Origin of the sequence: Microbacterium dauci (genome assembly GCF_030065535.1) — a bacterium.
In the GTDB taxonomy this organism is placed as follows: domain Bacteria; phylum Actinomycetota; class Actinomycetes; order Actinomycetales; family Microbacteriaceae; genus Microbacterium; species Microbacterium dauci.
Genome location: NZ_JASJND010000007.1, coordinates 80,134 through 102,842 on the forward strand (window position 1 = coordinate 80,134; position 22,709 = coordinate 102,842).

24 protein-coding genes are annotated in these 22,709 nt (G+C 69.4%); 22 read left to right on the top strand and 2 right to left on the bottom strand.

What is annotated here, in order from left to right:
* Positions 1-18 precede the first annotated feature (18 nt).
* A complete protein-coding gene (locus tag QNI14_RS11805) occupies positions 19-363 on the top strand; it encodes an Rv2175c family DNA-binding protein (protein ID WP_283716822.1) in 345 nt (114 codons plus the stop codon).
* 32 nt (positions 364-395) lie between these two features.
* Here the strand turns inward: QNI14_RS11805 and QNI14_RS11810 are convergent, their stop codons facing one another.
* Complete coding sequence (locus tag QNI14_RS11810; RefSeq protein WP_283716823.1) at positions 396-1,496, bottom strand: polyprenyl synthetase family protein; 1,101 nt, start codon at positions 1,494-1,496, stop codon at positions 396-398.
* Positions 1,497-1,556: 60 nt separating this feature from the next.
* Here QNI14_RS11810 and QNI14_RS11815 point away from each other — a divergent pair, with 60 nt between their 5' ends.
* The 21 genes from QNI14_RS11815 (at position 1,557) to QNI14_RS11915 (ending at position 22,046) form a co-directional block, all read left to right on the top strand.
* Positions 1,557-1,931 (top strand): DUF3040 domain-containing protein, encoded by a 375-nt coding sequence (locus QNI14_RS11815; protein ID WP_283716824.1) that lies wholly within the window; start codon positions 1,557-1,559, stop codon positions 1,929-1,931.
* Positions 1,932-2,153: 222 nt separating this feature from the next.
* The gene (mraZ, locus tag QNI14_RS11820) at positions 2,154-2,585 is read left to right on the top strand and encodes a division/cell wall cluster transcriptional repressor MraZ (protein WP_283716825.1); all 432 of its coding nucleotides are present in this window, start codon (positions 2,154-2,156) and stop codon (positions 2,583-2,585) included.
* Positions 2,586-2,682: 97 nt separating this feature from the next.
* Complete coding sequence (gene rsmH, locus QNI14_RS11825) at positions 2,683-3,642, top strand: 16S rRNA (cytosine(1402)-N(4))-methyltransferase RsmH (protein WP_283716826.1); 960 nt, start codon at positions 2,683-2,685, stop codon at positions 3,640-3,642.
* On the top strand, positions 3,639-4,214 hold the full coding sequence (gene ftsL, locus QNI14_RS11830; protein ID WP_283716827.1) for a cell division protein FtsL: 576 nt from the start codon (positions 3,639-3,641) through the stop codon (positions 4,212-4,214). The genes rsmH and ftsL overlap by 4 nt, the downstream gene beginning before the upstream one ends.
* A gap of 5 nt (positions 4,215-4,219) precedes the next feature.
* A complete protein-coding gene (locus QNI14_RS11835; protein WP_283716828.1) occupies positions 4,220-6,031 on the top strand; it encodes a peptidoglycan D,D-transpeptidase FtsI family protein in 1,812 nt (603 codons plus the stop codon).
* Positions 6,032-6,058: 27 nt separating this feature from the next.
* Complete coding sequence (locus QNI14_RS11840; protein WP_283716829.1) at positions 6,059-7,471, top strand: UDP-N-acetylmuramoyl-tripeptide--D-alanyl-D-alanine ligase; 1,413 nt, start codon at positions 6,059-6,061, stop codon at positions 7,469-7,471.
* Positions 7,468-8,577, top strand: coding sequence for a phospho-N-acetylmuramoyl-pentapeptide-transferase (gene mraY, locus QNI14_RS11845; RefSeq protein WP_283716830.1), 1,110 nt, complete (start codon positions 7,468-7,470; stop codon positions 8,575-8,577). Before QNI14_RS11840 ends, mraY begins: the two co-directional genes overlap by 4 nt.
* Complete coding sequence (gene murD / locus QNI14_RS11850; protein WP_283716831.1) at positions 8,574-10,130, top strand: UDP-N-acetylmuramoyl-L-alanine--D-glutamate ligase; 1,557 nt, start codon at positions 8,574-8,576, stop codon at positions 10,128-10,130. Before mraY ends, murD begins: the two co-directional genes overlap by 4 nt.
* Positions 10,081-11,298 (top strand): putative lipid II flippase FtsW, encoded by a 1,218-nt coding sequence (gene ftsW / locus QNI14_RS11855; protein ID WP_283716832.1) that lies wholly within the window; start codon positions 10,081-10,083, stop codon positions 11,296-11,298. Before murD ends, ftsW begins: the two co-directional genes overlap by 50 nt.
* 10 nt (positions 11,299-11,308) lie before the next feature.
* Positions 11,309-12,382, top strand: coding sequence for a UDP-N-acetylglucosamine--N-acetylmuramyl-(pentapeptide) pyrophosphoryl-undecaprenol N-acetylglucosamine transferase (locus tag QNI14_RS11860; protein ID WP_283716833.1), 1,074 nt, complete (start codon positions 11,309-11,311; stop codon positions 12,380-12,382).
* Positions 12,383-12,435: 53 nt separating this feature from the next.
* Positions 12,436-13,833: a UDP-N-acetylmuramate--L-alanine ligase gene (gene murC, locus QNI14_RS11865; protein WP_283716834.1), complete on the top strand. Its 1,398-nt coding sequence runs from the start codon at positions 12,436-12,438 to the stop codon at positions 13,831-13,833.
* Positions 13,834-13,835: 2 nt separating this feature from the next.
* Positions 13,836-14,804 carry an FtsQ-type POTRA domain-containing protein gene (locus tag QNI14_RS11870; protein WP_283716835.1) on the top strand — a complete coding sequence of 323 codons (969 nt, stop codon included), beginning with the start codon at positions 13,836-13,838 and terminating at the stop codon, positions 14,802-14,804.
* A 157-nt stretch (positions 14,805-14,961) separates the two neighbouring features.
* Positions 14,962-16,110 carry a cell division protein FtsZ gene (ftsZ, locus tag QNI14_RS11875; protein WP_283716836.1) on the top strand — a complete coding sequence of 383 codons (1,149 nt, stop codon included), beginning with the start codon at positions 14,962-14,964 and terminating at the stop codon, positions 16,108-16,110.
* A 6-nt stretch (positions 16,111-16,116) separates the two neighbouring features.
* A complete protein-coding gene (locus QNI14_RS11880) occupies positions 16,117-16,803 on the top strand; it encodes a YggS family pyridoxal phosphate-dependent enzyme (RefSeq protein WP_283716837.1) in 687 nt (228 codons plus the stop codon).
* 31 nt (positions 16,804-16,834) lie between these two features.
* Complete coding sequence (locus tag QNI14_RS11885; RefSeq protein ID WP_283716838.1) at positions 16,835-17,281, top strand: cell division protein SepF; 447 nt, start codon at positions 16,835-16,837, stop codon at positions 17,279-17,281.
* Positions 17,282-17,285: 4 nt separating this feature from the next.
* Positions 17,286-17,588, top strand: a complete 303-nt coding sequence (locus QNI14_RS11890; protein ID WP_283716839.1) for a YggT family protein — start codon at positions 17,286-17,288, stop codon at positions 17,586-17,588.
* Positions 17,589-17,699: 111 nt separating this feature from the next.
* The gene (locus QNI14_RS11895) at positions 17,700-18,305 is read left to right on the top strand and encodes a DivIVA domain-containing protein (RefSeq protein WP_283716840.1); all 606 of its coding nucleotides are present in this window, start codon (positions 17,700-17,702) and stop codon (positions 18,303-18,305) included.
* A gap of 11 nt (positions 18,306-18,316) precedes the next feature.
* Positions 18,317-18,898, top strand: coding sequence for a signal peptidase II (gene lspA / locus QNI14_RS11900; protein ID WP_283716841.1), 582 nt, complete (start codon positions 18,317-18,319; stop codon positions 18,896-18,898).
* A gap of 1 nt (position 18,899) precedes the next feature.
* Positions 18,900-19,820 (top strand): RluA family pseudouridine synthase, encoded by a 921-nt coding sequence (locus QNI14_RS11905; protein ID WP_283716842.1) that lies wholly within the window; start codon positions 18,900-18,902, stop codon positions 19,818-19,820.
* Between the two features lie 59 nt (positions 19,821-19,879).
* Positions 19,880-20,470 carry an RNA polymerase sigma factor gene (locus QNI14_RS11910; RefSeq protein WP_283716843.1) on the top strand — a complete coding sequence of 197 codons (591 nt, stop codon included), beginning with the start codon at positions 19,880-19,882 and terminating at the stop codon, positions 20,468-20,470.
* Positions 20,442-22,046 (top strand): hypothetical protein, encoded by a 1,605-nt coding sequence (locus QNI14_RS11915; RefSeq protein WP_283716844.1) that lies wholly within the window; start codon positions 20,442-20,444, stop codon positions 22,044-22,046. Before QNI14_RS11910 ends, QNI14_RS11915 begins: the two co-directional genes overlap by 29 nt.
* 149 nt (positions 22,047-22,195) lie before the next feature.
* Here QNI14_RS11915 and QNI14_RS11925 read toward each other — a convergent pair whose 3' ends face one another.
* The gene (locus QNI14_RS11925) at positions 22,196-22,669 is read right to left on the bottom strand and encodes an NUDIX hydrolase (protein WP_283716845.1); all 474 of its coding nucleotides are present in this window, start codon (positions 22,667-22,669) and stop codon (positions 22,196-22,198) included.
* Positions 22,670-22,709 lie beyond the last annotated feature (40 nt).

A 22,709-nucleotide genomic window follows, 5' to 3' on the forward strand; every position in this document is an offset into this window, starting at 1 on the left:
GGATGCGATAGTGGGACGGTGAGTGTTGAGATCCCCACCGAGACCGAGTGGCTGAGTCTTCCGGAACTCGTCGAACTGACCGGAGAGCCGCTCGGGCGGGTCCGTCGCCTGCTCGACGAACGTCAGCTCGTGGCATCCCGTCGGCACGGCGCTCCGCGCGTCCCGGCGATCTTCCTCGTCGACGGTGTGCCGGTCGGGTCGTTGCGGGGCACGGTGATCGTGCTGCAGGATGCCGGGTTCTCGGACGACGAGCTCATCGACTGGTTGCTCGCGCCCGAGGAGTCGATCGGGACGGCACCCATCCTCGCGCTGCGCGCGGGTCGCAAGAGCGAAGTGCGCCGCGTCGCGCAGTCGCTGGCCTGACCGCGGAGGAGCGACCGCTGCGCTGAGCGGTCTCAGGCGGTCCGCGTCGTCGCGGCGCGCGCGAGATCGCGGAGCTCACTGACCGAGGCGTGCCCGAGTGCGGCACCACGCAGGTGCCGATCGGCATCGGCGGCTTCCGCGGCGATGTGCGCCTCCACGCGCTCGAGTGCGCCGGTCTCGACGATCGTCTGCTGCAGGAAGCCGACCTGCTCGGCGGTCAGCTCGGGGTCGCCGAGGAGCTCGTCGAACGCTCGCAGCGGACCGGCGCTGAGCCGTTCGCGCGTGTACGCGACGAGCAGCGTGCGCTTGCCCTCGCGCAGATCGTCCCCGACGGGCTTGCCGGTGGCGGCCGCGTCGCCGAACACACCGAGGACGTCATCGCGGAGCTGGAACGCGATTCCAACGGGGTGCCCGAAGCCGCTCAGTGCGTCGTACTGCGCCTTGTCTGCGCCGGCCAGCGCTGCGCCGAGGAGGAGCGGATGCTGCACGCTGTACCGCGCGGACTTCAGCGACGCGATACGGAGCGCGCGATTCGCGTGGGTCGACGCATCGACGACGCGGTACGCGGACTCCTCCGCGACGTCGAGGAACTGGCCGATCGTGACCTCGCGCCGCATCCGCGCGTACTCGCGTCGCGCTGCCGCGGCGAGCGTCTGGTCGATGCCGGTGCGCAGCCCCTCCTCGAGAAGGTCGTCGCTCCATGCCACCAGCAGGTCGCCGAGCAGCACCGCCGCCGAGCGGCCGAAGGCATCGGCATCACCGGCCCAGCCCGCGGTGTGGTGCCGCCGCTCCCACGCGCGGTGCGCGGACGGCGCGCCACGCCGCGTGTCCGAGTTGTCGATGATGTCGTCGTGCACGAGCGCCGCGGCATGGAAGATCTCGAGCGCCGCTGCTGCGGCCACGACGGCGTCGGGGAGGTCGCCTTCGGGCTTCCCGTCGAAGGCCCGCACCGCGCGCCACCCGGCGAGGCAGAATCGGGCGCGCAGGCGCTTGCCACCCGTGACCGCGTCGGCGCCGGATGCCACGAACGCCGCGGCTTCGTCGCCGAAGCCTGCGACCGCGTCGCGCTGCTCGTCGACGAACCTCTCGACTCGCTGGGAAACGGCGGCGATCGGCGAATCGAGGGAGGACACGGGCCTAGCCTAGTGAGGACGCACACGCGTACTATTGGGAGACCGACCCGAGGGGGATGCATGCCACTGTCAGAGCAGGAGCAGCGTCTGCTGGACGAGATGGAACGCCATCTCATGCGCAACGACGCCGACGTCGTCAGCGCGGACCGAAGCGGCGGTGCACTGAGCTACCGCAACATCGTCTACGGGTGCGTCATCGTGCTCCTCGGCATCGCCGGCCTCGTCGTCGGTGTCGCGAGCTCCCTCATCGTGATCGGTGTCATCGCCTTCGTCGTGATGGTCGGCGGTGTCGTCCTCGCTTTCACCCCCGCTCGTGGCGGGACCGTCGGCCGCGCGGCATCCACCGGCACACGCAAGCCGGCACCCGCACGGTCCTCGGCGTCCTTCATGGATCGCATGAACGACCGCTGGGATCGGCGGAACGAAGACCGCTGAGCGGAACGCCTCCACACTCCTCCACCAAATGAGCACCGACCTCCGGGTCGGTGCTTTTTTGTGCGCCCGCACGACCACTGAGGTCCGCTGAGGGGCGCGATCGTCCCGCCGTTCCGCGGAACGACGCGAGGGTTCGGCGCGCCCACGTTTGGATAGCGAAGTGGAGGGAAGTGGAGTAGAGTGGCGCCAACTTCACTGGGCCGGGAGAGGGGGGAGACGCTGATGCTGTTGGGCACGCACACCCCCAAGCTCGACGAGAAGGGCCGCGTCATCCTCCCCTCGAAGTTCCGCGACGACCTCGGGCCGGGGGTTGTGATCACCCGCGGGCAGGAGCGCTGCCTCTACGTGTTCAGCTCCGCCGAGTTCGAGCGGGTGTACGAGCGGATCCGCGAGGCGCCGCTCACGAACAAGCAGGCGCGCGACTTCCAGCGCATGTTCCTGTCGGGCGCGAGCGCCGAGAAGCCCGACTCCCAGAACCGCATCACGATCCCGCCGCACCTGCGCACCTACGCGGGCCTCGAGCGGGAGCTCGTCGTCACCGGTGTCGGTGCGCACGCCGAGATCTGGCACGCGGATGCCTGGAACTCGTACGCCGCCGGAAACGAAGACGCGTACTCGGACATGGAGCAGGAGGTGATCCCGGGACTGTTCTGATCCTCGGTTGCGACTCCCAGCCGCACGCCCTGACACACTTCCCCGGTGCCAGGTCGGAGCGGATGGGGATCGGAGCCGAGGAGCGGCCCGACACATCATGGCCCTCGACGAGATCCACACCCCCGTCCTGCTCGACCGCTGCGTCGAGCTCCTCGCCCCCGCGCTCCAGCACGAGGGCGCCGTCGTCGTCGACGCGACCGAGGGCATGGGCGGCCACTCCGAGGCGATGCTCGAGCGCTTCCCGAACGCGCACCTCATCGGGCTCGACCGCGATACGGACGCGCTGCGCATCGCGGGGGAGCGGCTCCAGCGATTCGGTGACCGCGTGACGCTCGTGCACACCGTTTACGACGGCATCGCCGAGGCGGTTCGCTCGACGGGTCGTGACCGCGTCGACGGCATTCTGTTCGACCTGGGCGTGTCGTCGCTGCAACTCGACGAGGCGGACCGCGGGTTCGCCTACTCGCAGGATGCGCCGCTCGACATGCGGATGGACCAGACGGCACCGGTCACCGCGGCCGATATCGTCGCCACCTACGGTGAGGGCGACCTGCGGCGCATCTTCGAGCGCTACGGCGAAGAGAAGCTCGCGGGCCGGTATGCCCGCGCGATCGTCGCCGCTCGCCAGGAAGCGCCGCTCACCCGCTCCGCGCAGCTCGTCGACGTCCTCATCGCGGCGACGCCGATCGCCGTGCAGCGTGAGCGCTCGGGGCACCCTGCGAAGCGCGTGTTCCAGGCGCTGCGCATCGAGGTCAACGGCGAGCTCGCCGTGCTCGAGCGCGCGATGCCGGCGTCACTCGACCTGCTGCCCGTCGGTGGGCGCATCGTGGTCATGTCGTACCAGTCGCTCGAAGATCGGCTCGTCAAGCGCATCTTCGCGGATGCCTCGACGTCGACCGCGCCCCGCGGACTCCCCATCGAACCGCCCGAGCACGCAGCGAAGTTCCGCTTGCTCGTGAAGGGCGCCGAGCTCGCCTCGGATGAAGAGAAGTTGCGCAACCCGCGCGCCGCGCCGGTACGCCTGCGCGCCGCCGAGCGAGTCAGGGAGGCCGCATGAGCATCCAGGCACAGACCGCGGTCGTCGACGTCCGTCCCATCGAGCGGGTGGGGCATCGCCTGCGCGTCCTCGCCGAAGCCCGGCCCCGCCGCCGACCTCGCCTCGTGTTCGGGATCGTCGCAGTGGCCGGCGCGGTCGCCATCGGCGGCATCCAGATGGGATTGTCGATTCTCACCACACAGGGTGCTTACGAGGTGCGCGAGCTGACCTCACAGCAACGCTCGATGACGTGGGAGAAGCAGATCCTCCAGGAGGAGATCGCGGGCCTCAGTTCGCCACAGTTCCTGGCGGCGAACGCCGCGGCACTCGGACTGGTCGCCGGCGGCGCACCGAACTATCTGCAGCTCTCCGACGGCAAGACGCTCGGCTCGGGTGCAGGAGCGTCCGACCGGTCCAGCATCGAGGCACTCAAGCGCGCCGCGGTCGGAAACGCACTCGTGAGTGGTGTCCCGTTGGTCACAGACCCCGAGGCGAGTATCGCCTCGGGCGTGTCCGTCGATGAGCAGCTGCTGCTGAATACGCCGACACCCCCTGCGATCACCGACGGACTCCCGACCCCGACCACACACTGAGAAGCATGACGACTCGAGCAACCCGTGGCCCACGCCGTCGGACAGTCGTCGCCCTCGCCGTCGTGCTGATCGTGCTGGTGGCGTTCGTGGTGCGGCTGGTCGACATCCAGATCGTCAACGCCAGCCAGCACATGCAGGACGCCCGCGACAAGGGGATGGAGACGACCTCCGAGATCGCGGCATCCCGCGGGGACATCGTCGACGCGAATGGCGCCGTGCTCGCATCGAGCAACCTCCTCTACGACGCGAACCTCGACCCGATGCTCGCCGTGCAGGGGATCAATGAACGTGACGAGAACGGTGCACTCGTCCGCGACGACGACGGCAAGCCCGTCAAGATCACCTGGGACGAGCTGGCGGTGCGGATCGCCGAGGTCACCGAGCAGGACGTCGACGACGTGCGCGCGATCGTGAACGACGCCATCGCGGCCGACCCCACCGATCGGTTCGAGTACCTCGACCGGTACATCAGCACCGCCGAGTTCCGCGCGCTGGCCGACCTCGAGCTCCCCTTCCTCACGTTCGATCCGCACCCATCACGTACGTACCCCAACGGCGCGGTCGCTGGAAACCTCCTCGGCTTCGTGGGCAGTGACGGTGACCCGCTCGAGGGGTTCGAGGAGATGCAGAACTCCTGTCTGACCGGAACCGACGGCAGCATCAGCTATCAGCGCGGTGCCGACGGCGTCACGATTCCCGGGACGGCCGTCGAGGAGCCGGCCGTCAACGGCGGCACCCTTCAGCTCACGATCGACGCCGACCTGCAGTGGTACATGCAGCAGCTCATCGCAGAGGAGTCCGACCGGTTCCAGGCGGACTGGGGCGGGATCATCGTCATGGAGACGGCGACGGGCAAGATCCGCGCAATGGCCGAGACGCCCACCGTCGACCCGAACGACCCCGGCGCCAGCGAACCGGAAGACCGCGGATCGCGGTTGCTCCGGTTCTCGTACGAGCCGGGCTCGACGTTCAAGCCCGTGACCGCGGCGACCGTGATCGAGGAGGGCGCTGCCACGCACGAGAGCTCGGTGACCGTGCCCGACAGGATGGTCTTCGACAACGGCGCCGTGATCAACGACTCCGAAGACCACGTCACCGAGAACCTCACCCTCACCGGTGGACTCGTCGACTCGTCGAACGTCGCGATGTCGCAGTTCGGCTCGCTCGTCGACGCGCAGACCCGATACGACTACCTCGAGAAGTTCGGGGTCGGCCAGCAGTCCGGGCTGAACTGGGCGGGCGAGCCGACGACCACGCTGCACCCCGTCGACCAGTGGGACAACCAGACGTACTACACGACCACCTTCGGGCAGGCCTTCACGGTGACCGCGGTGCAGGTCGCGAGCGTTTACCAGACCTTCGCGAACAAGGGGCTGAAGATGCCGGCATCCCTCGTCGAATCGTGCACGCTCGCCGACGGAACGGTGATCGAGCCCGAGCTCGCCGACCCCGAACAGGTCGTCTCCGAGGACACCGCCGAAGAAGTCTCGCTGATGCTCGAGAACGTGTTCGCGCAGGGCACGCTCGCCGACGACATCGCCATCGACGGCTACCGCATGGCCGGGAAGACCGGTACCGCGCAGGTCTCGGACGGCAAGGGTGGCTACAAGTCGAACCTCTACTTCACGTCCCTCGTCGGCTACGCTCCCGCCGACGATCCGCAGTATGTTGTCCTGACGGTCTTCGACGAGCCCAAGAAGCAGCGCATGTCGTCGGCCAACCGCTCGGTGTTCAAGAAGGCGATGACGCAGGTGCTCACGCACTACCGCGTCATGCCGTCGGGATCGGAGACCCCGCTCCTTCCCGTGAACGGCTGATCCGAGCGGACGAGGAGACCCCCCAGCATGATCCGCATGACGCTCGCCGAGGTGACCCACGCCGTCGGCGGCACGCTCCATGTCCACACGCCCGACACCCCGGAGACGACCGTCTCGGGCGTCGTCGACACCGACAGCCGTGAGATGGGGCCGGGTTCGGTCTTCGTCGCGAAGCCGGGTGAGACCACCGACGGTCATCTGTTCGTGGATGCCGCGGTCGAAGCCGGCGCCGCACTGGCGATCGTCGAGCGTCGCCTCGACGCTCCGGTGTCGCAAATCGTCGTTCCGGACGCCGTCGCCGCGCTGAGTGACCTCGCACGCGTCGTCGTCGCCCGGGTCCGTGCCGGTGGCGAGCTCCAGGTCATCGGCATCACGGGCTCCAACGGCAAGACCACCACCAAGAACCTCCTCGCCCGCATCCTCCAGGACGAAGGGCCGACGGTCGCGCCGCGTGCCTCGTTCAACAACGAGGTCGGTGCGCCCGTCACGATGCTGCGGGTCTCGGACCACACGCGGTATCTGGTGAGCGAGCTCGGTGCATCGCGCCCCGGTCGTATCGCCGAGCTCGCAGGGCTCATCACGCCCGACATCGGCGCGGTGCTCATGGTCGGGCTCGCCCACGCCGGCGGGTTCGGCGGCGTCGAAGCCACGCAGAAAGCGAAGACCGAGCTCGTTGAGGCGGTCCGCCCCGGCGGCGTCGCGGTCCTCAACGCCGACGACCCGCGCGTCGCGGCGATGGCGGCTGTCGCCGACACCCGCGGCGTTTCCGTTCGGTGGTTCGGGCGTGCTACGAACGCCGACGTCCGCGCCGAAGACGTCGAGGTCACAGCCTCCGGGACGACCTGCACGGTCGTCGTCGGCGAGCAGCGTCTGCCGTTGCGGCTCCGGGTGCTCGGCGAACACCACGTGATGAACGCCCTCGCCGCGATCACCGTCGCGCAGGTGCTCGGCGTCGACCCGGCGGCATCCGTCGCACGTCTCGAGACGGTCGAGATCGCCGAACGCTGGCGCATGCAGCCGATGGGCTCCGACCGCGTCCGCATCATCAACGACGCGTACAACGCGAGCCCCGACTCGATGTCGGCCGCGCTGCGGACCCTGGCGCAGATCACCGAGCCGGGCCAGCGCAAGGTCGCCGTCCTCGGCGCCATGAGCGAACTCGGCGAGCAGGCGGGGGAGGAGCACGACCGTGTCGGGCTCCAGGCTGTCCGCCTGCGGTACGAGCGCATCGTCGTCATCGGCACCGCCGCCCGCCGGCTCTACCTCGCCGCGATCAGCGAGGGGTCGTGGGACGGTGAGGCGGTCTTCTTCGAGACCGCCGACGAAGCGTTCGAGTACCTCCGTGCCGAGTTGCGCGACGGGGACCGCGTCCTCGTGAAGTCGTCCAACTCCGCCGGGCTCCGGTTCCTCGGCGATCGTCTGGGAGAATCGTTCTCGTGAGATCTCTGCTTGCCGCTGCGACGATCTCGTTGGCGTTCACCCTGTTCCTCACTCCGCTGTTCATCCGCCTGTTCCAGCGGATCGGCTGGGGGCAGGTCATCCGGACACCCGAGGACATCAACAACCCCAGCCACCACACCAAGCGCGGGACGCCCACGATGGGCGGCATCGTGTTCATCCTCGGCACCGTCGTCGGGTTCTTCGTCGGCAGTTATGCCGGCGGCACCGCGCCCACAGTCTCCGGACTCCTGGTGCTCTGGATGATGGTCGGCCTCGGAATCATCGGCTTCATCGACGACTACATGAAGGTCCGGCAGCAGCGCAGCCTCGGGCTCTCGGGCTGGCGCAAGATTGTCGGCCAGATCGCCGTCGCCGTGCCGTTCGGCGTCATGGCGCTCAGCTTCCCGAACGCCTACGGCGAGACGCCCGGCTCGGCCTACATCTCGTTCTTCCGCGACATCCCGGCGCTGTCGTTCATGGCGCTCGGCGCGGTCGCGGGGTGGATCCTCTACCTCGCCTGGATCTCGTTCCAGGCGGTCGCGTGGTCGAACGCCTCGAACCTCACCGACGGCCTCGACGGCCTCGCGACCGGCGTCGGCATCTTCACGGTGTCGGCCTACAGCCTCGTCTCGTTCTGGCAGCTCCAGCAGCGCTGTCACTCGACCGCACTCGTCGCCGAGTACACGAACGCCTGCTACGACACGCGCGATCCCATGGGGCTCACCATCGTCGCGGCATCCTTCGTCGGTGCCCTCATCGGCTTCCTCTGGTGGAACGCACCCAAGGCGAAGATGTTCATGGGCGACGTGGGCTCGATGGCCATCGGCGGCGTCGTCGTCGCGATGGCGGTCCTCAGCCGGACGCAGATCCTCGCCGTCATCATTGCCGGCGCCTTCATCATCGCCCCGGCATCCGTGATCCTGCAGCGGTACTACTTCAAGGCGACGGGCGGCAAGCGGCTATTCCTCATGAGCCCGTTCCACCACCACCTCGAGATGCGCGGGTGGCCGGAGATCACGATCGTCGTGCGGATGTGGCTGATCGCCGGCATCCTCGCGATCTTCGGTGTCGCGCTGTTCTACGTCGGTTGGATGGCCGCCCTGTGAGCGACCGGCTCGCCGCACTGACCAGCTGGCACGCCGACTGGAAGGGCCTCAAGGTCGCGGTCCTCGGCCTCTCGATGACGGGCTTCTCGGTCGCCGACACCCTCGCCGAGCTCGGCGCAGACGTGCTCGTCGTGACCGAGACCGCCTCCGAGGAGTACGCCCGACTGCTGCCGGTGATCGGCGCGACGCTCTGGGAAGGTCCGCTCGACGAGGTTCCCGCGGCGCTGGCCGACTTCGGCGCGGACGTCGTGATCGCCTCGCCGGGATTCGCACCGCACCATCCCGTGGTCGCGTGGGCGCGCGCCGAGGGGATCGCGGTCTGGGGCGACCTCGAGCTCGCCTGGCGCGTGCGCGACAAGGTGGTCCGTGCCGACGGCGCACCCGCCGAGTGGGTGCTCATCACGGGTACGAACGGCAAGACGACCACGACCCAGCTCACCGCGACGATGCTCGTCCAGGGCGGACTCCGCGCCGCCCCGTGCGGCAACATCGGCATCCCGGTCCTCGACGCCGTGCGCGACCCCGCCGGGTTCGACGTCCTCGTCGTCGAGGTCTCGAGCCACCAGCTCTGGTACCTCAGCCTCCAGGCTGGCCCCGATCGCGTCTCCCCGTACGCCAGCGTCTGCCTCAACCTCGCCGAGGATCACCTCGAGTGGCACGGCTCCTTCGACGCCTACCGCGACGCCAAGGCGCAGGTCTACGACAACACGCGCGTCGCGTGCGTCTACAACAAGAGCGATCTCGCGACACGCAGCATGGTCGAAGACGCGGAGGTCGTGGACGGTTGCCGCGCCATCGGCTTCGACCTCGGTGTGCCGGGGCCGAGCGACCTCGGCGTCGTCGACGACATCCTCGTCGACCGGGCGTTCCTCGAGGAACGCCGCACCAACGCGCTCGAGCTGACGACGCTCGACGAGCTCGCGGCGGCAGGGCTCACCGCGCCGCACGTCGTGGCCAACATCCTCGCTGCAGCCGCGCTCGCGCGCTCGCTCGGCGTCGAGCCTGCCGCGATCCGCGACGCACTCCGCACCTTCCGGCTCGACCCCCACCGCATCGAGGTCGTGGGCGTCGCCGACGGCGTCACCTGGGTCGACGATTCGAAGGCGACGAATCCGCACGCCGCGGCATCGTCCCTCACGGCCTACCCCGGCGCGATCTGGGTGGTCGGCGGGCTGCTCAAGGGCGTCGACATCAGCGGTCTCGTCGCGGCGCGCGGCGCCGCGGTAAAGGCGGCCGTCGTGATCGGCGTCGACCGCACCGAGATCACGACGGCGTTCGCCCGACACGCGCCCTCGGTGCCGCTGTTCGAGGTCGATCACACCGACACTGAAGATGTCATGACCGAGGCCGTCGCGCTGGCCGCGGATGTCGCACGGGATGGGGACGTCGTCCTCCTGGCTCCCGCCGCGGCATCCTTCGACCAGTTCGCGTCGTACTCGGACCGGGGCACGCGATTCGCGGCCGCGGTGCAGGCACGGATGCAGGGCGACGGACGGGAAGGGGATGCCGGTGACCACGACGACCGACCGTCCCGTCCCGGCGGAGCCGACTGAGCCCGGACGCGGCTTCACCGCCCGCGTGCATCTGGGCCGGATGTTCACGCCCGTCCCCAGCGAATTCCTGCTGATCGCCTCGACGGCGCTCATCCTCACCGTCTTCGGCCTCGTCATGGTGCTGTCGGCGACGATGGCGACCACCGCGGAGGAAGGGCCGTTCCAGACCGCGCTCAAGCAGGCGATCTTCGCGGTGATCGGCATCCCGCTGATGTTCGTCTTCAGCCGGCTGCCGATGCGGTTCTGGAAGCGGATCGCGTGGATCGCGCTCATCGGCGCGCAGGCCCTGCAGCTGCTCGTGTTCACGGGTCTCGGATTCGACTACGGCGGAAACCGCAACTGGATCCTGATCGCCGGCTTCCAGCTGCAGCCCTCCGAGTTCCTCAAGCTCGCGTTCGCGTTGTGGCTCGGGTACGTCCTGTACCGCAAGCACACGCTGCTCGGAGACTGGCGGCACGTCTTCATCCCCGTCGTGCCGGTCTCCGCGATGGTCATCGGGTCCGTCATCGCCGGAAAGGACCTCGGCACCGCGATGGTGCTCGTCCTCATCCTGCTCGGTGCGCTGTTCTTCTCCGGCGTCAAGCTGCGGATTTTCCTGATCCCGCTCATCGTCGCGGTCGTCGCGGTCGCGACGCTGGCCATCACGAGCCCCGACCGGATGCGCCGCATCCTCAGCTTCCTCAACCCCGACTGCCTCGCCGACTACCTCGGCGACTGCTACCAGCCGCTGCACGGCATCTGGGGGCTCGCGAGCGGGGGCGTCTTCGGGCTCGGTCTCGGCAACTCGCGCGAGAAGTACGCGTGGCTGCCGGCGGCCGCGCACGACTACATCTTCTCGATCGTGGGTGAGGAGCTCGGGCTCATCGGCTGCGTCGTCGTCCTCGCGCTGTTCATGCTCTTCGCCGTCGGCGCGTTCCACATCATCCGCAAGACCGACGACCCGTTCATCCGTATCGCAGCCGGCGGGATCGTCGTGTGGGTCATCGGTCAGGCCCTGATCAACATCGGCGTCGTCCTCCGCGTGTTCCCCGTGCTCGGCGTGCCATTGCCGTTCATCTCGCAGGGCGGCACCTCGCTCATGTCGGTGCTCATGGCCTGCGGTGTGCTCCTCGCGTTCGCGCGGACGCTCCCGACGGCGACGCCGGTCGGGGTCACCGCGCGCCGGTAGGCTCGATCCGGTGACCACGTACCTTCTGGCGGGCGGCGGAACCGCCGGACATGTCAACCCACTCCTCGCCGTCGCCGACGCGCTCCGTGCGCGCGACCCCGAGGCGACGGTGCTCGTGCTCGGCACGAAAGAGGGGCTCGAAGCCCGGCTCGTCCCGCTCCGCGGCTACGAGCTGCTGATCGTCGACAAGGTGCCGTTCCCGCGTCGGCCGAACGGCGCCGCGGTGCGGTTCCCGGCGCGATTCGCGCGGGCCGTGGCGCAGGTGCGCGGACACATCCGCGCGCACGGTGTCGACGTCGTCGTCGGCTTCGGCGGCTACGCCTCCGCGCCGGCCTACGTCGCCGCGCGCCGGGCCCGCGTGCCGTACGTCGTGCACGAAGCGAACGCGAAGCCCGGGCTCGCCAACATCCTGGGCGCGCGAGGTGCCGTGGCATCCGGCGTCGCATTCGACGGCACGCCGCTGCGCGGTGCAGAGGTCGTGGGCATGCCGTTGCGGCCCGAGATCGTCTCGCTCGACCGCGACGGGCTCCGCGCCGAGGCAGCCGCTGCGTTCGGGCTCGACCCGGCGCGACCCGTGCTGCTGGTGTTCGGAGGCTCACTCGGCGCGCTGCGACTCAATCGCGCGTTCGCCGAGGGGTGGCAGTCGGTGACGGATGCCGGGTGGCAGATCCTCCACGCGGTGGGGGAGCGCAACGAGCTCGTCGACCCGGGCAGCCCCGACTACCGTGTCGTCCCGTACATCGACCGGATGGACCTCGCCTTCGCCCTCGCCGACGCGATCGTGTCGCGCTCCGGCGCGGCGACCGTCAGCGAGATCAGCGCGCTCGGCATCCCCGCGGTGTACGTCCCGTACGCCGTCGGCAACGGCGAGCAGGCGCTCAACGCGGCATCCGCAGTGAAGGCCGGGGCCGCGATCCTCATCGCCGACGGCGAGTTCACCGCCGACCGCGTACGCAGCGACATCGCGCCGCTCCTCGGCGACGCAGACGCGCTGGCCCGCATGCGCGCCGCCGCCGACGGCGTCGGCACCCGCACCGGCAGCGAGAACGTGCTCGGGCTGATCGACCGCGCGCTCGCGCGCTGACCCCAGCGCGCCGCAGCCTGCGTGCAGGAGCCGCGACCTAGACTTGACGGGCCATGATTCGACCCGATCTCACGCTCCCGATCCCCGAGCACATCACCGCCGCCCACTTCATCGGGATCGGCGGGTCGGGCATGTCCGGGCTCGCCGGAATGTTCCTCGATCGCGGCATCCGCGTGTCCGGATCGGACCGCTCCGACAGCGCCGCGATGCAGGCGATCGCCGCTCGCGGCGCGACCGTGCACGTCGGGCATGAGGCCGCGAACCTCCCGGACGACATCGACGCGGTCGTGTTCACCGGGGCGATCTGGCCCGAGAACCCCGAGTACCTCCTCGCGAAGGAGCGCGGTGTCCCCGTGCTGCACCGCTCGCAGGCGCTGCACTGGCTCATCGGCGGGCGCCGCCTGGTGAGCGTCGCCGGCGCGCACGGCAAGACCACCTCCACCGGCATGGTCGTGACCGCTCTCCGAGCCGCGGGCGCCGACCCGACCTTCGTCAACGGCGGTGTGATCGCGTCGCTCGGCGTCTCCAGCGGCACCGGCTCCGATGACGTCGTCGTCATCGAGGCCGACGAGTCCGACGGCTCGTTCCTGCTGTACGACACGGCCGTCGCGCTCATCACGAACGTCGACCCCGACCACCTCGACCACTGGGGGTCGCGCGAGGCCTTCTACGACGGGTTCGTCCGATTCGCGGATGCCGCTTCCGAAGCCGTTGTCATCTCCTCCGACGACCCCGGTGCACAAGAGGTCACCGCGGCGCTGCGGCACGAGCGTGTCCTGACGTTCGGGCTCGCCGACACGGCCGACGTGCGCGTCGCAGACATCACCACCGAAGGGCCCGTCGCCTTTACGGTGTACTACGCCGGGCTCGCCGCGACCGGACGCCTCGCGGTCCCCGGTGCGCACAACGCCATCAATGCGGCCGGCGCGGTCGCGGTGCTCCTGACGCTGGGGTACGAGCTCGAGTCCGCGCTGCGTGCCGTCGAGGAGTTCGGCGGCACCGTCCGCCGCTTCGAGCTGCACGGCACCCGCCGCGAGGTGAGCGTCTACGACGACTACGCGCACCACCCGACCGAGGTCGCGGCAGCCCTTGCGGCGGCGCGCACCGTGATCGGCGAGGGGCGCATCATCGCGCTGCACCAGCCGCACACGTACTCGCGCACGCAGGCGATGTTCCGCGAGTTCGCGGAGGTCCTCGAGTCGCACGCCGACCACACCGTCGTCCTCGACGTGTACGGCGCTCGCGAAGACCCGGTGCCCGGGGTGACCGGCGAGCTCGTCAGCGGCGCGTTCGCCGACGCCGACAAGGTGCACTTCGTCGCCGACTGGCAGGAGGCCGCGAACTACACGGCATCCGTCGCCCGCCCCGGTGACTACGTGATCACCCTCGGCTGCGGCGATGTCTACCGCATCATCCCCCAGGTGCTCGAAGCGCTCGGGTCGGAGCGGTAAGCATGCGACGGCCGTCCCCGCTGCCGTCGACGCCGTCGGCACGTCCGGTCGAGCCCGAGCAGCCCTTCGAGCCCGAGATCCACCTGCGCGACACCCCCGGCACGCCCGTCGAATCGACCGGCCCGCTCGCGGACGTCGTCCCGTTCGTCGCACGCGAAGCGGATGCCGCACCCGAAGCCGCGACCGACGAGGTCGATGATCAGCCAGCGCGACAGCTCGGCGTCCGCGACGTCTGGGCTGCGGCACGTGCGCGCCGTCGCGCGCTGCGCCGGGAGATCCGCCGGTTCACGGTCCGGCAGCGGCGCCGTCGGCTGGCGTGGCTGATCGGGCTCGGCTCGGTCGCTGTGGTCGCGCTCGGCGCCGTCGCGGCCGCGTACAGCCCGATGTTCGCGGTGGCGACGATCACCGTGGTCGGGACGGATCGGCTCGCGCCCGCGGCGGTCGAAGAGGCTCTTGCAGGGCAGCTCGGCACGCCACTGGCGCTGGTCGACTCGAGCGAGGTCAAGGCCGCGCTCGTCGCGTTCCCGCTCGTCGAGACCTACACGCTCGAGGCGCGCCCGCCGCAGGAGCTCGTGGTGCGCATCGTCGAGCGGACGCCGATCGGTTCCATCGAGTCGAAGGCCGGTCACACGTTGGTGGATGCCGCCGGTGTCGCGCTCGCGACGACCGAGGGCGCGCCTGAGGGGTATCCCTCGCTCGACATCGAGGATGGTGCCGGGTCTCGGGCGTTCCTCGCCGCAGGGACGGTGTACCGGTCGCTCCCGGAGGAACTCCGCTCGCAGGTGACCGCGATCACCGCGACGACCGCGAACGACGTGACGCTGACCATCGATGGCGCCGACGTGCTCTGGGGCGGCGCCGAGGACTCGGCGCAGAAGGCGGTCGTGCTCGCCGCGGCGATGGTGGCGAGTCCGCCCGACGAGGTCGAGCTGTACGACGTCTCGTCGCCGGCGGCCGTCGTCATCCGCTGACCGAGATCCAGATCTGACGACACGCCCAGCGTGTTGCGGGTTCGTCGTGCCTGCGCCCTTACCTTCGAAATCGGGAATTGCATACTCGGCAATTCTTTAAACCTCTGGTTGAGGTTGAAGGTTTGCACTTGAGGTTCGGGACGATACGGAGGCCGGCGTGAGCCAGAACCAGAACTACCTTGCAGTGATCAAGGTCGTTGGCGTGGGCGGTGGCGGCGTCAACGCCGTCAACCGCATGATCGAGCTCGGTCTGCGTGGTGTCGAGTTCATCGCGGTGAACACCGACGCGCAGGCGCTGCTCATGAGCGACGCCGACATCAAGCTCGACGTCGGCCGTGAGCTGACCCGCGGTCTCGGCGCCGGTGCCGACCCCGAGGTCGGCCGTCGCGCCGCCGAAGATCACGCCGAGGAGATCGAAGAGGCGCTCGCGGGCGCCGACATGGTCTTCGTCACGGCCGGTGAGGGCGGCGGCACGGGCACCGGCGGTGCGCCGGTCGTGGCGCGCATCGCCAAGTCGATCGGCGCGCTCACCATCGGTGTCGTCACCAAGCCGTTCTCGTTCGAGGGTCGCCGTCGCCAGACGCAGGCCGAGTCGGGCGTCGCGAAGCTGAAGGAAGAGGTCGACACCCTCATCGTGGTGCCGAACGACCGTCTGCTCGAGATCAGCGACCGCGGCATCTCGATGATCGAGGCGTTCGCCACCGCCGACCAGGTGCTCCTCGCCGGTGTGCAGGGCATCACCGACCTCATCACCACCCCCGGTTTGATCAACCTCGACTTCGCCGACGTCAAGTCGGTCATGCAGGGTGCCGGCTCCGCGCTCATGGGTATCGGTTCCGCACGCGGCGCCGATCGTGCGATCAAGGCAGCCGAGCTTGCAGTCGAGTCCCCGCTGCTCGAGGCATCCATCGAGGGAGCGCACGGTGTGCTGCTCTCGATTCAGGGTGGATCGAACCTCGGCATCTTCGAGATCAACGATGCCGCGCAGCTGGTGAAGGAGGCCGCGCACCCCGAGGCCAACATCATCTTCGGCACGGTCATCGACGACACGCTCGGCGATGAGGTGCGCGTCACGGTCATCGCGGCCGGCTTCGACGGCGGCGAGCCGTCTGCGAAGGTCGAGCCGATCATGGCTTCGCGGCCGTCGTCGGCGCCGGTGCTGCCGCCGCTGCCCGCCGATCGTGCGAGCGACGCTGCGGCCGAGCCCGCGGCCACCAAGGAGTCCGTGTCGGTCTCGGTGTCGAACAACGAGTACGACTCCGCCTTCGGTGATGACGATCTCGACATCCCCGACTTCCTGAAGTAACCCGCAGTGGATCTGCGGTCGCGGCTCGCCGACATCGATGCGCGCATCTCGGATGCCGCCCGGTCGGCGGGCCGCGACGCGTCTGCACTCACGCGCATCGTCGTGACGAAGTTCCACCCCGTGGGCCTCGTCGACGAGCTCGCCGCCCTCGGTGTGCGGGACGTGGGTGAGAACCGACAGCAGGAGCTCAGTGCGAAGCGTGCCGATTACGACGGCCCGGCGCTTCGGTGGCACTTCATCGGTCAGGCGCAGACGAACAAGGCACGCGCGATCCGCGCAGCCGCCGATGCGGTGCACTCGGTCGATCGGGCGAAGCTCGCCGACGCACTGCACAACGCACGATCCGACGGTGACGACTCGGTCCTCGACGTCCTGCTGCAGGTGAACCTGACCGACGACCCCGGCCGCGGTGGTGTCGTCCCCGCCGGTGTCGCGGAGCTCGCCGAGCACGTGCTCGGCACATGCCCGTCCCTGCACCTGCGCGGTGTCATGGGCGTCGCGCCGCTCGACGAGGCACCGGCATCCGCGTTCGAGCGACTCGCGCGGACGTCCGAGATCGTGCGGAGATCCGCACCGGATGCCACGTGGATCTCGGCCGGCATGACCGGCGATTTCGTCGAGGCGATCGCCGCAGGCGCGACACACCTGCGGATCGGCTCGGCAATCACGGGTCCGCGGCCCGTGCACGGTTAACCTCGACACAGACGAGCAAACGGAGGATGCGATGTCGAACCCGCTCAAGAAGACCATGGTGTACCTGGGCCTCGCCGACGAGGAAGAGGTCTACGAGGAGCCGGCGCCGCGCCGCGACAAGCAGGTCGAGCACAAGACCGCTCCCGTGACGCCGATCCACCGCCCTGCCGTGGTGCGTCAGCCCGCGGCGTCGGCGATCAGCGAGATCGTCACCGTGCACCCCAAGCAGTACCGCGACGCGCAGTCGATCGCCGAGAACTTCCGGGACGGGATCCCGATCATCATCAACCTCTCGCAGATGAGCGACGCCGACGCGCGGCGCCTCATCGACTTCGCGAGTGGCCTCTCGCTCGGCCTGTACGGCCGTATCGAGCGGGTGACCAGCAAGGTGTTCCTCCTGTCGCCGGAGAACGTCGCAGTGTCGGGTGAGGGGGCGATCGCCGCAGGCGACGCCGACAGCACCCCGTTCGCCCACTGACGTCGTGTCGGTCATCGGCTTCGTCGCCGGGATCCTCAACACGCTGCTCCTGATCTATGTGCTCTTCCTCCTGGGCCGTCTGATCCTGGAGTACATCCCGATGTTCAATCGGGAGTGGCGTCCGCGCGGGGCGATGCTCGTCGTCGCCGAGGTGGTCTTCACGGTCACCGATCCGCCGTTGAAGTTCTTCCGTCGGTTCATCCCGCCGCTGCGGCTCGGGCCCATCGCGCTCGACCTCGGCTTCCCGCTGACGATGCTCAGCTGTTTCATCCTGCTCTCGATCACGCAGGTGCTCAGCCGCGTCTGAGTCGCCGTCGCACCCGCCACGACGTCCGACTATGCTGGCGGGGTACGGCTCGCGCCTTGCGGGTCAGTCATTGACCGGCCCGCCTCCTGAGCCCGGAAAGAGGAAAGACACATGCCTTTGACCCCTGAAGACGTCGTCACCAAGCAGTTCCAGCACGTTCGCTTCAAGGAGGGCTTCGACCCGGACGAGGTCGACGACTTCCTCGACGAGATCGTCGTCGAGTGGCGCAAGGCCCTCGCCGAGAACGAGGAGCTGAAGGCCAAGCTCGCCGCGTACGAGTCTGGTGAGACCCCGGCTGCTCCGGTCGAGACTCCGATCGCCGAAGAGGAGACTCCCGAGGAGATCGTCGACGAGGTCCCCGCTCCCACCCCCGCGCCTGTCGCGACCGACATGCAGCCCGCCGCGGCATCGGCCGGCATCATCGAGCTCGCACAGCGTCTGCACGACGAGCACGTCGCCGAGGGTAAGGCCCAGAAGGAGAAGCTCCTCAGCGAGGCGCAGACCGAGGCCGACACCATCCTCACCGAGGCGCGCACCAAGGCGCGTGACGAGATCACCCGCCTCGAGAGCGAGCGCGGTACCCTCGAAGCCCGCATCAGCGAGCTCCGCCAGTTCGAGCGCGACTACCGTGTCCAGCTGCGCGGCTTCATCGAGGAGAAGCTGCGCGACCTCGACGTGGCAGGCACCTCGGGCGCTACGCCGATCTCGGCTTCCTGACGACTCGCACCTTGTCGAGCCGTACGTCCGCGCCCCGGACGACTCTGCACGCTGCAGCGGCCGGCACCACCATCGCGATCCTCGCGGTGCTGGTGCTGGCCGCTGATCAGTTCACCAAGTTCCTCGCCCTCGAGCACCTGTCCGAGCGTCGGGCGGTCCCCGTCCTCGGCGAGTTCTTCCAGCTCTACCTGACCTTCAATCCCGGCGCCGCATTCTCCCTCGGCGAAGAGGTCACGTGGATCTTCACGCTCATCCTCATGGCCGCGGCGATCACGATCGTGGTGCTCGCGGTCACGCGCATCCGCTCGCGGGCGTGGGCGGTCGTGCTGGGCCTGCTGCTCGGTGGCATCCTCGGGAATCTCACGGACCGTCTGCTGAGGGAGCCCGGGTTCCTCGTCGGTCACGTCGTGGACTTCATCCACACGCCGTGGCTGTGGCTCGGCTTCCCCTCGGCCATCTACAACATCGCGGACATCTTCATCGTCACGATGATGATCGGCGTCGCACTCCTCGTCCTCGTCGGGCTCCGGTTCGACGGCACCAAGGAGAAGGACGCCGAGACGGCAGCGGCTGATCCCGACGCGGACGTCTGAGATGCCCACTCGTAGCGTGCCTGCCCCCGACGGACTCGACGGCGTCCGAGTGGATGCCGCGCTCGCGAAGCTCCTCGGGTTCTCGCGCACCTTCGCGGCGGAGGCCGCCGAGTCGGGTGGCGTCCGCCAGGACGGGCGGCTGCTCGGGAAGTCCGACAAGCTCGCTGCCGGAGCGTGGCTCGAGGTCGAGTGGGAGGAGAAGCGCGGTCCCGAGATCGTGCCGATCCCGGTCCCCGATCTCGGCATCGTGCACGACGACGATGAGATCGTCGTCGTCGACAAGCCGGCCGGTGTCGCCGCGCACCCCTCGCTCGGCTGGGAGGGGCCGACCGTCGTCGGCGCGCTCGCAGCCGCGGGGTTCCGGATCGCCACGTCTGGCGCACCGGAGCGACAGGGCGTCGTCCACCGCCTCGATGTCGGCACGAGCGGGCTGATGGTCGTCGCGAAGTCGGAGCACGCGTACACGGCGCTCAAGCGGGCGTTCAAGGAACGCGAGGTCGACAAGATCTACCACACGGTCGTGCAGGGGCACCCCGATCCGTTCTCGGGCACGATCGATGCGCCCATCGGTCGGCATCCGAGTCACTCGTGGAAGTTCGCGGTGACGCCCGACGGCAAGGATTCGGTGACGCACTACGAGACGCTCGAGGCCTTCCGCGGCGCGACGTTGCTCGAGGTGCACCTCGAGACCGGGCGAACGCACCAGATCCGCGTGCACATGGCCGCCCACCGGCATCCGTGCATCGGCGATCCGCTGTACGGTTCGGATCCGACGCAAGCCGCCCGCCTCGGACTCACCCGTCAGTGGCTGCACGCGCACGAGCTGTCGTTCGCGCATCCGGCGGGCGGCGCGTGGTCGACGTTCCATTCGGACTACCCTGCCGATCTGCGACACGCGCTCGAGATGCTCCGCGACGAGTGACGCGACACGCCCGGACGGTGGATCGTGAACCGTTTCCCGTGACCCGGGGAATATGAGGTGTGACCACCGACAGCGGCATCATCCGGCGCTCCCTGAGCGAGCCGTCGGCGTTCGCCGAAGTGTTCGAGCGTCACGCGACCGCAATCGCGCGGTTCGCAGCCCAGCGCGTCGGCACCGACGCGGGTCAGGACGTCGTGAGCGAGACGTTTCTCATCGCGTTCCGGCGGCGCGGGTCGTTCGACCACTCGTGGGAGTCGGCGAAGCCGTGGCTGTTCGGGATCGCGACCCGGGTCATCCACCGCATGCGCGGGCAGGACGCGAAGCAATGGCGGGCGATCGCGGCGGCGGCATCCGTGGCCATCGAACACGGTGACGATCTGCACGAGCGCGCCGAGGCGCACGCCGATGCGGATGCGGCGCTCCGTCCTCTCGCGGCACGGATCGCGGCACTGCCGACGCGGGATCGCGACGTGCTGCTGCTCTATGCCTGGGGCGACATGACCTACGAGCAGATCGCGATCGCGCTGTCGGTCCCGGTGGGAACGGTCCGCTCGCGACTCAATCGGGTGCGCCGACGCCTTCGCGCGGATGGTGTCGAGCAGGGAAGGGAGGGGGAGCAGCATGGACGACCTGTCGAGCAGGGTGCGTGAGCTCGCCCCCGACGTGCGCGGGACGGATGCCGCCGTCGCGGGCGCCCGTCGTGATCTGCAGGCTGCGATCGCCGCCGAACGCTCCGGACGCCGACGCGCGCGAGCGTCGTGGTTCCCGCGGCTCCCGCTGTCTCCCGCGTTCCTCGCCGGTGCCGTCGCTGCGGTACTCGTCGTCGCCATCGCGGTCGGTGCGCTCGTCTCGTCGCAGGTGTTCTCGAAGCCGCAGGTGGCCGAGCCTCCGCAGACGGTGGATCTCAGTCAACCGCTCTGGGACCAGCTCGACGGTCGGGTGCTCCGCATCGCCACGATGAGCGAGGTACCGAAACTGGTGGAGTTGCCGGACGGCGCGGTCGCCGACGAGGGGAGCTATCTGCTGGTGCGCTCGGTGTCGGCGTCCTACGCCGGGGCGTCCGGTCCGTGGGTCTCCGTGACCGAGGATGAACCGCCGGAGGTGCTCGACCAGGTCGGCGAGGACGGTCCCGCGATGGCGCTGCACTTCGCCGGGGTTGACGAGCGATACCGCTCGGAGGTGCCGGCGGCCACACGCGAGTGGGTCGACGCGCTGCCGCCTGACGGCGACGGGATCTTCCGGGCCTTCGCCGAGCGACACGGCTATGGCGATCACGACGCGAACACCGATCGCCCCGTCCTGTTCTCGCTCGCGATCCTCCCCGACCCCGCGTGGTACTTCCTCTCTCCGGCGCAGCGGTGGGCAGTGATCGACGAAGTGGCCGAGGCGGAGGGCATCCAGCGCTCGTTCGCCGAGGGACGTGTGATCATGCAATGGGATGCCGCGGTCTTCGGCACCGTCGAGTTCGACGGTGCGACCTTCGTTCCGCTCGCCGGCCAGTCAGGCTCGTGGACGCCTGGGCTGCCCGGCTCGTCGTGGACGCGGTCCGTCTCGTTCGTCGACGCGGTCCCGCCCGAGCCGCCGGTGGACGACATCGCAACGACCGCGTGCGGGCCGGTGCCGATCCCCGAGTCGGTGTTCGGCACGGCGGGCCTCGATGACACCCTGAACGACACCGGTCGCGAGGCGATCGCGAGTGCCGGGGAGGTCCTCGAACCGGCTGATTGGTTCGCCATCATCCAGGAACCCGACCGCGTCGTGCTCTGGACGCCGGTACAGCACATGCTTGTGATGTGGAGTGAGAACTTCCCGCCGGGGCTCGAGGGTGCATCGCACGAGCTCCTCACCCTCGTCCGCGGCGAGGACGGCACCTGGACGCAGGAGTCGTGGTCGCCGTGCCTCATGACGCAGGTCCTGCCCGCCCATGACACCGTGACCGCCGAACTCGACCCCGACGTCGCGCTCGACTCGGACACCACCGAGCTGCAGTTCCTCGTGTCCGCCGACACCTGCGCGACCGACCCGGCGCTCATCGAGGTGGTCCAGCGCCACGAATCCGCCGATGCGGTGGAACTGCTCATCGCGCAGCGCAAGATCGGGGCGGTCGCCGAGTGCCAACCCGCGACGGGCGCCGCCGTGCCGTTCACGGTCACGCTGGAGGCGCCGCTGGGCGATCGCGCGGTCGTCGACCTGACCTACCTCGAAGGAAGGCAGCTGCGCCGCTGAGGGCAGCGCGAAGAAGGTCAACCAGACGATGGCCTACGTCGGCACGGAGTCGCTCTTCGCAGCCGCCGGGTTCGAGGTCGCCGCCGAGACCGACTCCGTCATCGACGGGATGCCGCGCCTCCTCATGCGCCGCGCGCTCTGAACGCGGGTCAGCGTCCGCCGCGGAACGTCGCCGGGTCGTCCTCCGCGACCGCGAGCGCGACCTTCCGGACGTGCTCCTGGTCGACCTGCCCCATCGCCCCGAGGTCATAGAACCCCACCTCGGTGAGTTCGCCGTCGGCGGGGTGCGGGTCGCCCGAGACCCAGGTGCAGCGGAACACGAGGTCGAGGTAGTCGACCTGGTCGCCGTTCGCGTATGTCATCCGGGGGATCTGCTGCACGAGCGCGAGCCGATCGACGCGGATCACGATGCCCGCCTCCTCGGCGCACTCGCGCACGGCCGCGTCCGCGGGCTCCTCGCCCGGGTCGACGATCCCCGAAACGGGCTGCCACTGCCCGTTGTCGGCACGCTTGCCGAGCAGGATCTTCTCGTCGCGGAACACGACGGCGGTCACCCCGACGAGGGGGAGCGGCGCGTGGCCGATCTTCTCGCGGAGCTCGAGGACGAAGTCGGGAGTGGCCATGCGGCAAGCCTAGGTCCGGTGTCCGATGCCAACCGTACAC

Bases quoted from the DNA above. Each gene is read 5' to 3' on its own strand.
- QNI14_RS11815 (WP_283716824.1), top strand. From the start codon at position 1,557: ATGCCACTGTCAGAGCAGGAGCAGCGTCTGCTGGACGAGATGGAACGC.
- QNI14_RS11885 (WP_283716838.1), top strand. From the start codon at position 16,835: ATGTCGAACCCGCTCAAGAAGACCATGGTGTACCTGGGCCTCGCCGAC.
- QNI14_RS11835 (WP_283716828.1), top strand. From the start codon at position 4,220: ATGACGACTCGAGCAACCCGTGGCCCACGCCGTCGGACAGTCGTCGCC.
- QNI14_RS11895 (WP_283716840.1), top strand. From the start codon at position 17,700: ATGCCTTTGACCCCTGAAGACGTCGTCACCAAGCAGTTCCAGCACGTT.
- ftsL (WP_283716827.1), top strand. From the start codon at position 3,639: ATGAGCATCCAGGCACAGACCGCGGTCGTCGACGTCCGTCCCATCGAG.
- QNI14_RS11925 (WP_283716845.1), bottom strand. From the start codon at position 22,669: ATGGCCACTCCCGACTTCGTCCTCGAGCTCCGCGAGAAGATCGGCCAC.
- QNI14_RS11905 (WP_283716842.1), top strand. From the start codon at position 18,900: ATGCCCACTCGTAGCGTGCCTGCCCCCGACGGACTCGACGGCGTCCGA.
- murC (WP_283716834.1), top strand. From the start codon at position 12,436: ATGATTCGACCCGATCTCACGCTCCCGATCCCCGAGCACATCACCGCC.
- mraZ (WP_283716825.1), top strand. From the start codon at position 2,154: ATGCTGTTGGGCACGCACACCCCCAAGCTCGACGAGAAGGGCCGCGTC.
- ftsW (WP_283716832.1), top strand. From the start codon at position 10,081: ATGCCGGTGACCACGACGACCGACCGTCCCGTCCCGGCGGAGCCGACT.
- QNI14_RS11915 (WP_283716844.1), top strand. From the start codon at position 20,442: ATGGACGACCTGTCGAGCAGGGTGCGTGAGCTCGCCCCCGACGTGCGC.
- QNI14_RS11840 (WP_283716829.1), top strand. From the start codon at position 6,059: ATGATCCGCATGACGCTCGCCGAGGTGACCCACGCCGTCGGCGGCACG.
- rsmH (WP_283716826.1), top strand. From the start codon at position 2,683: ATGGCCCTCGACGAGATCCACACCCCCGTCCTGCTCGACCGCTGCGTC.
- QNI14_RS11870 (WP_283716835.1), top strand. From the start codon at position 13,836: ATGCGACGGCCGTCCCCGCTGCCGTCGACGCCGTCGGCACGTCCGGTC.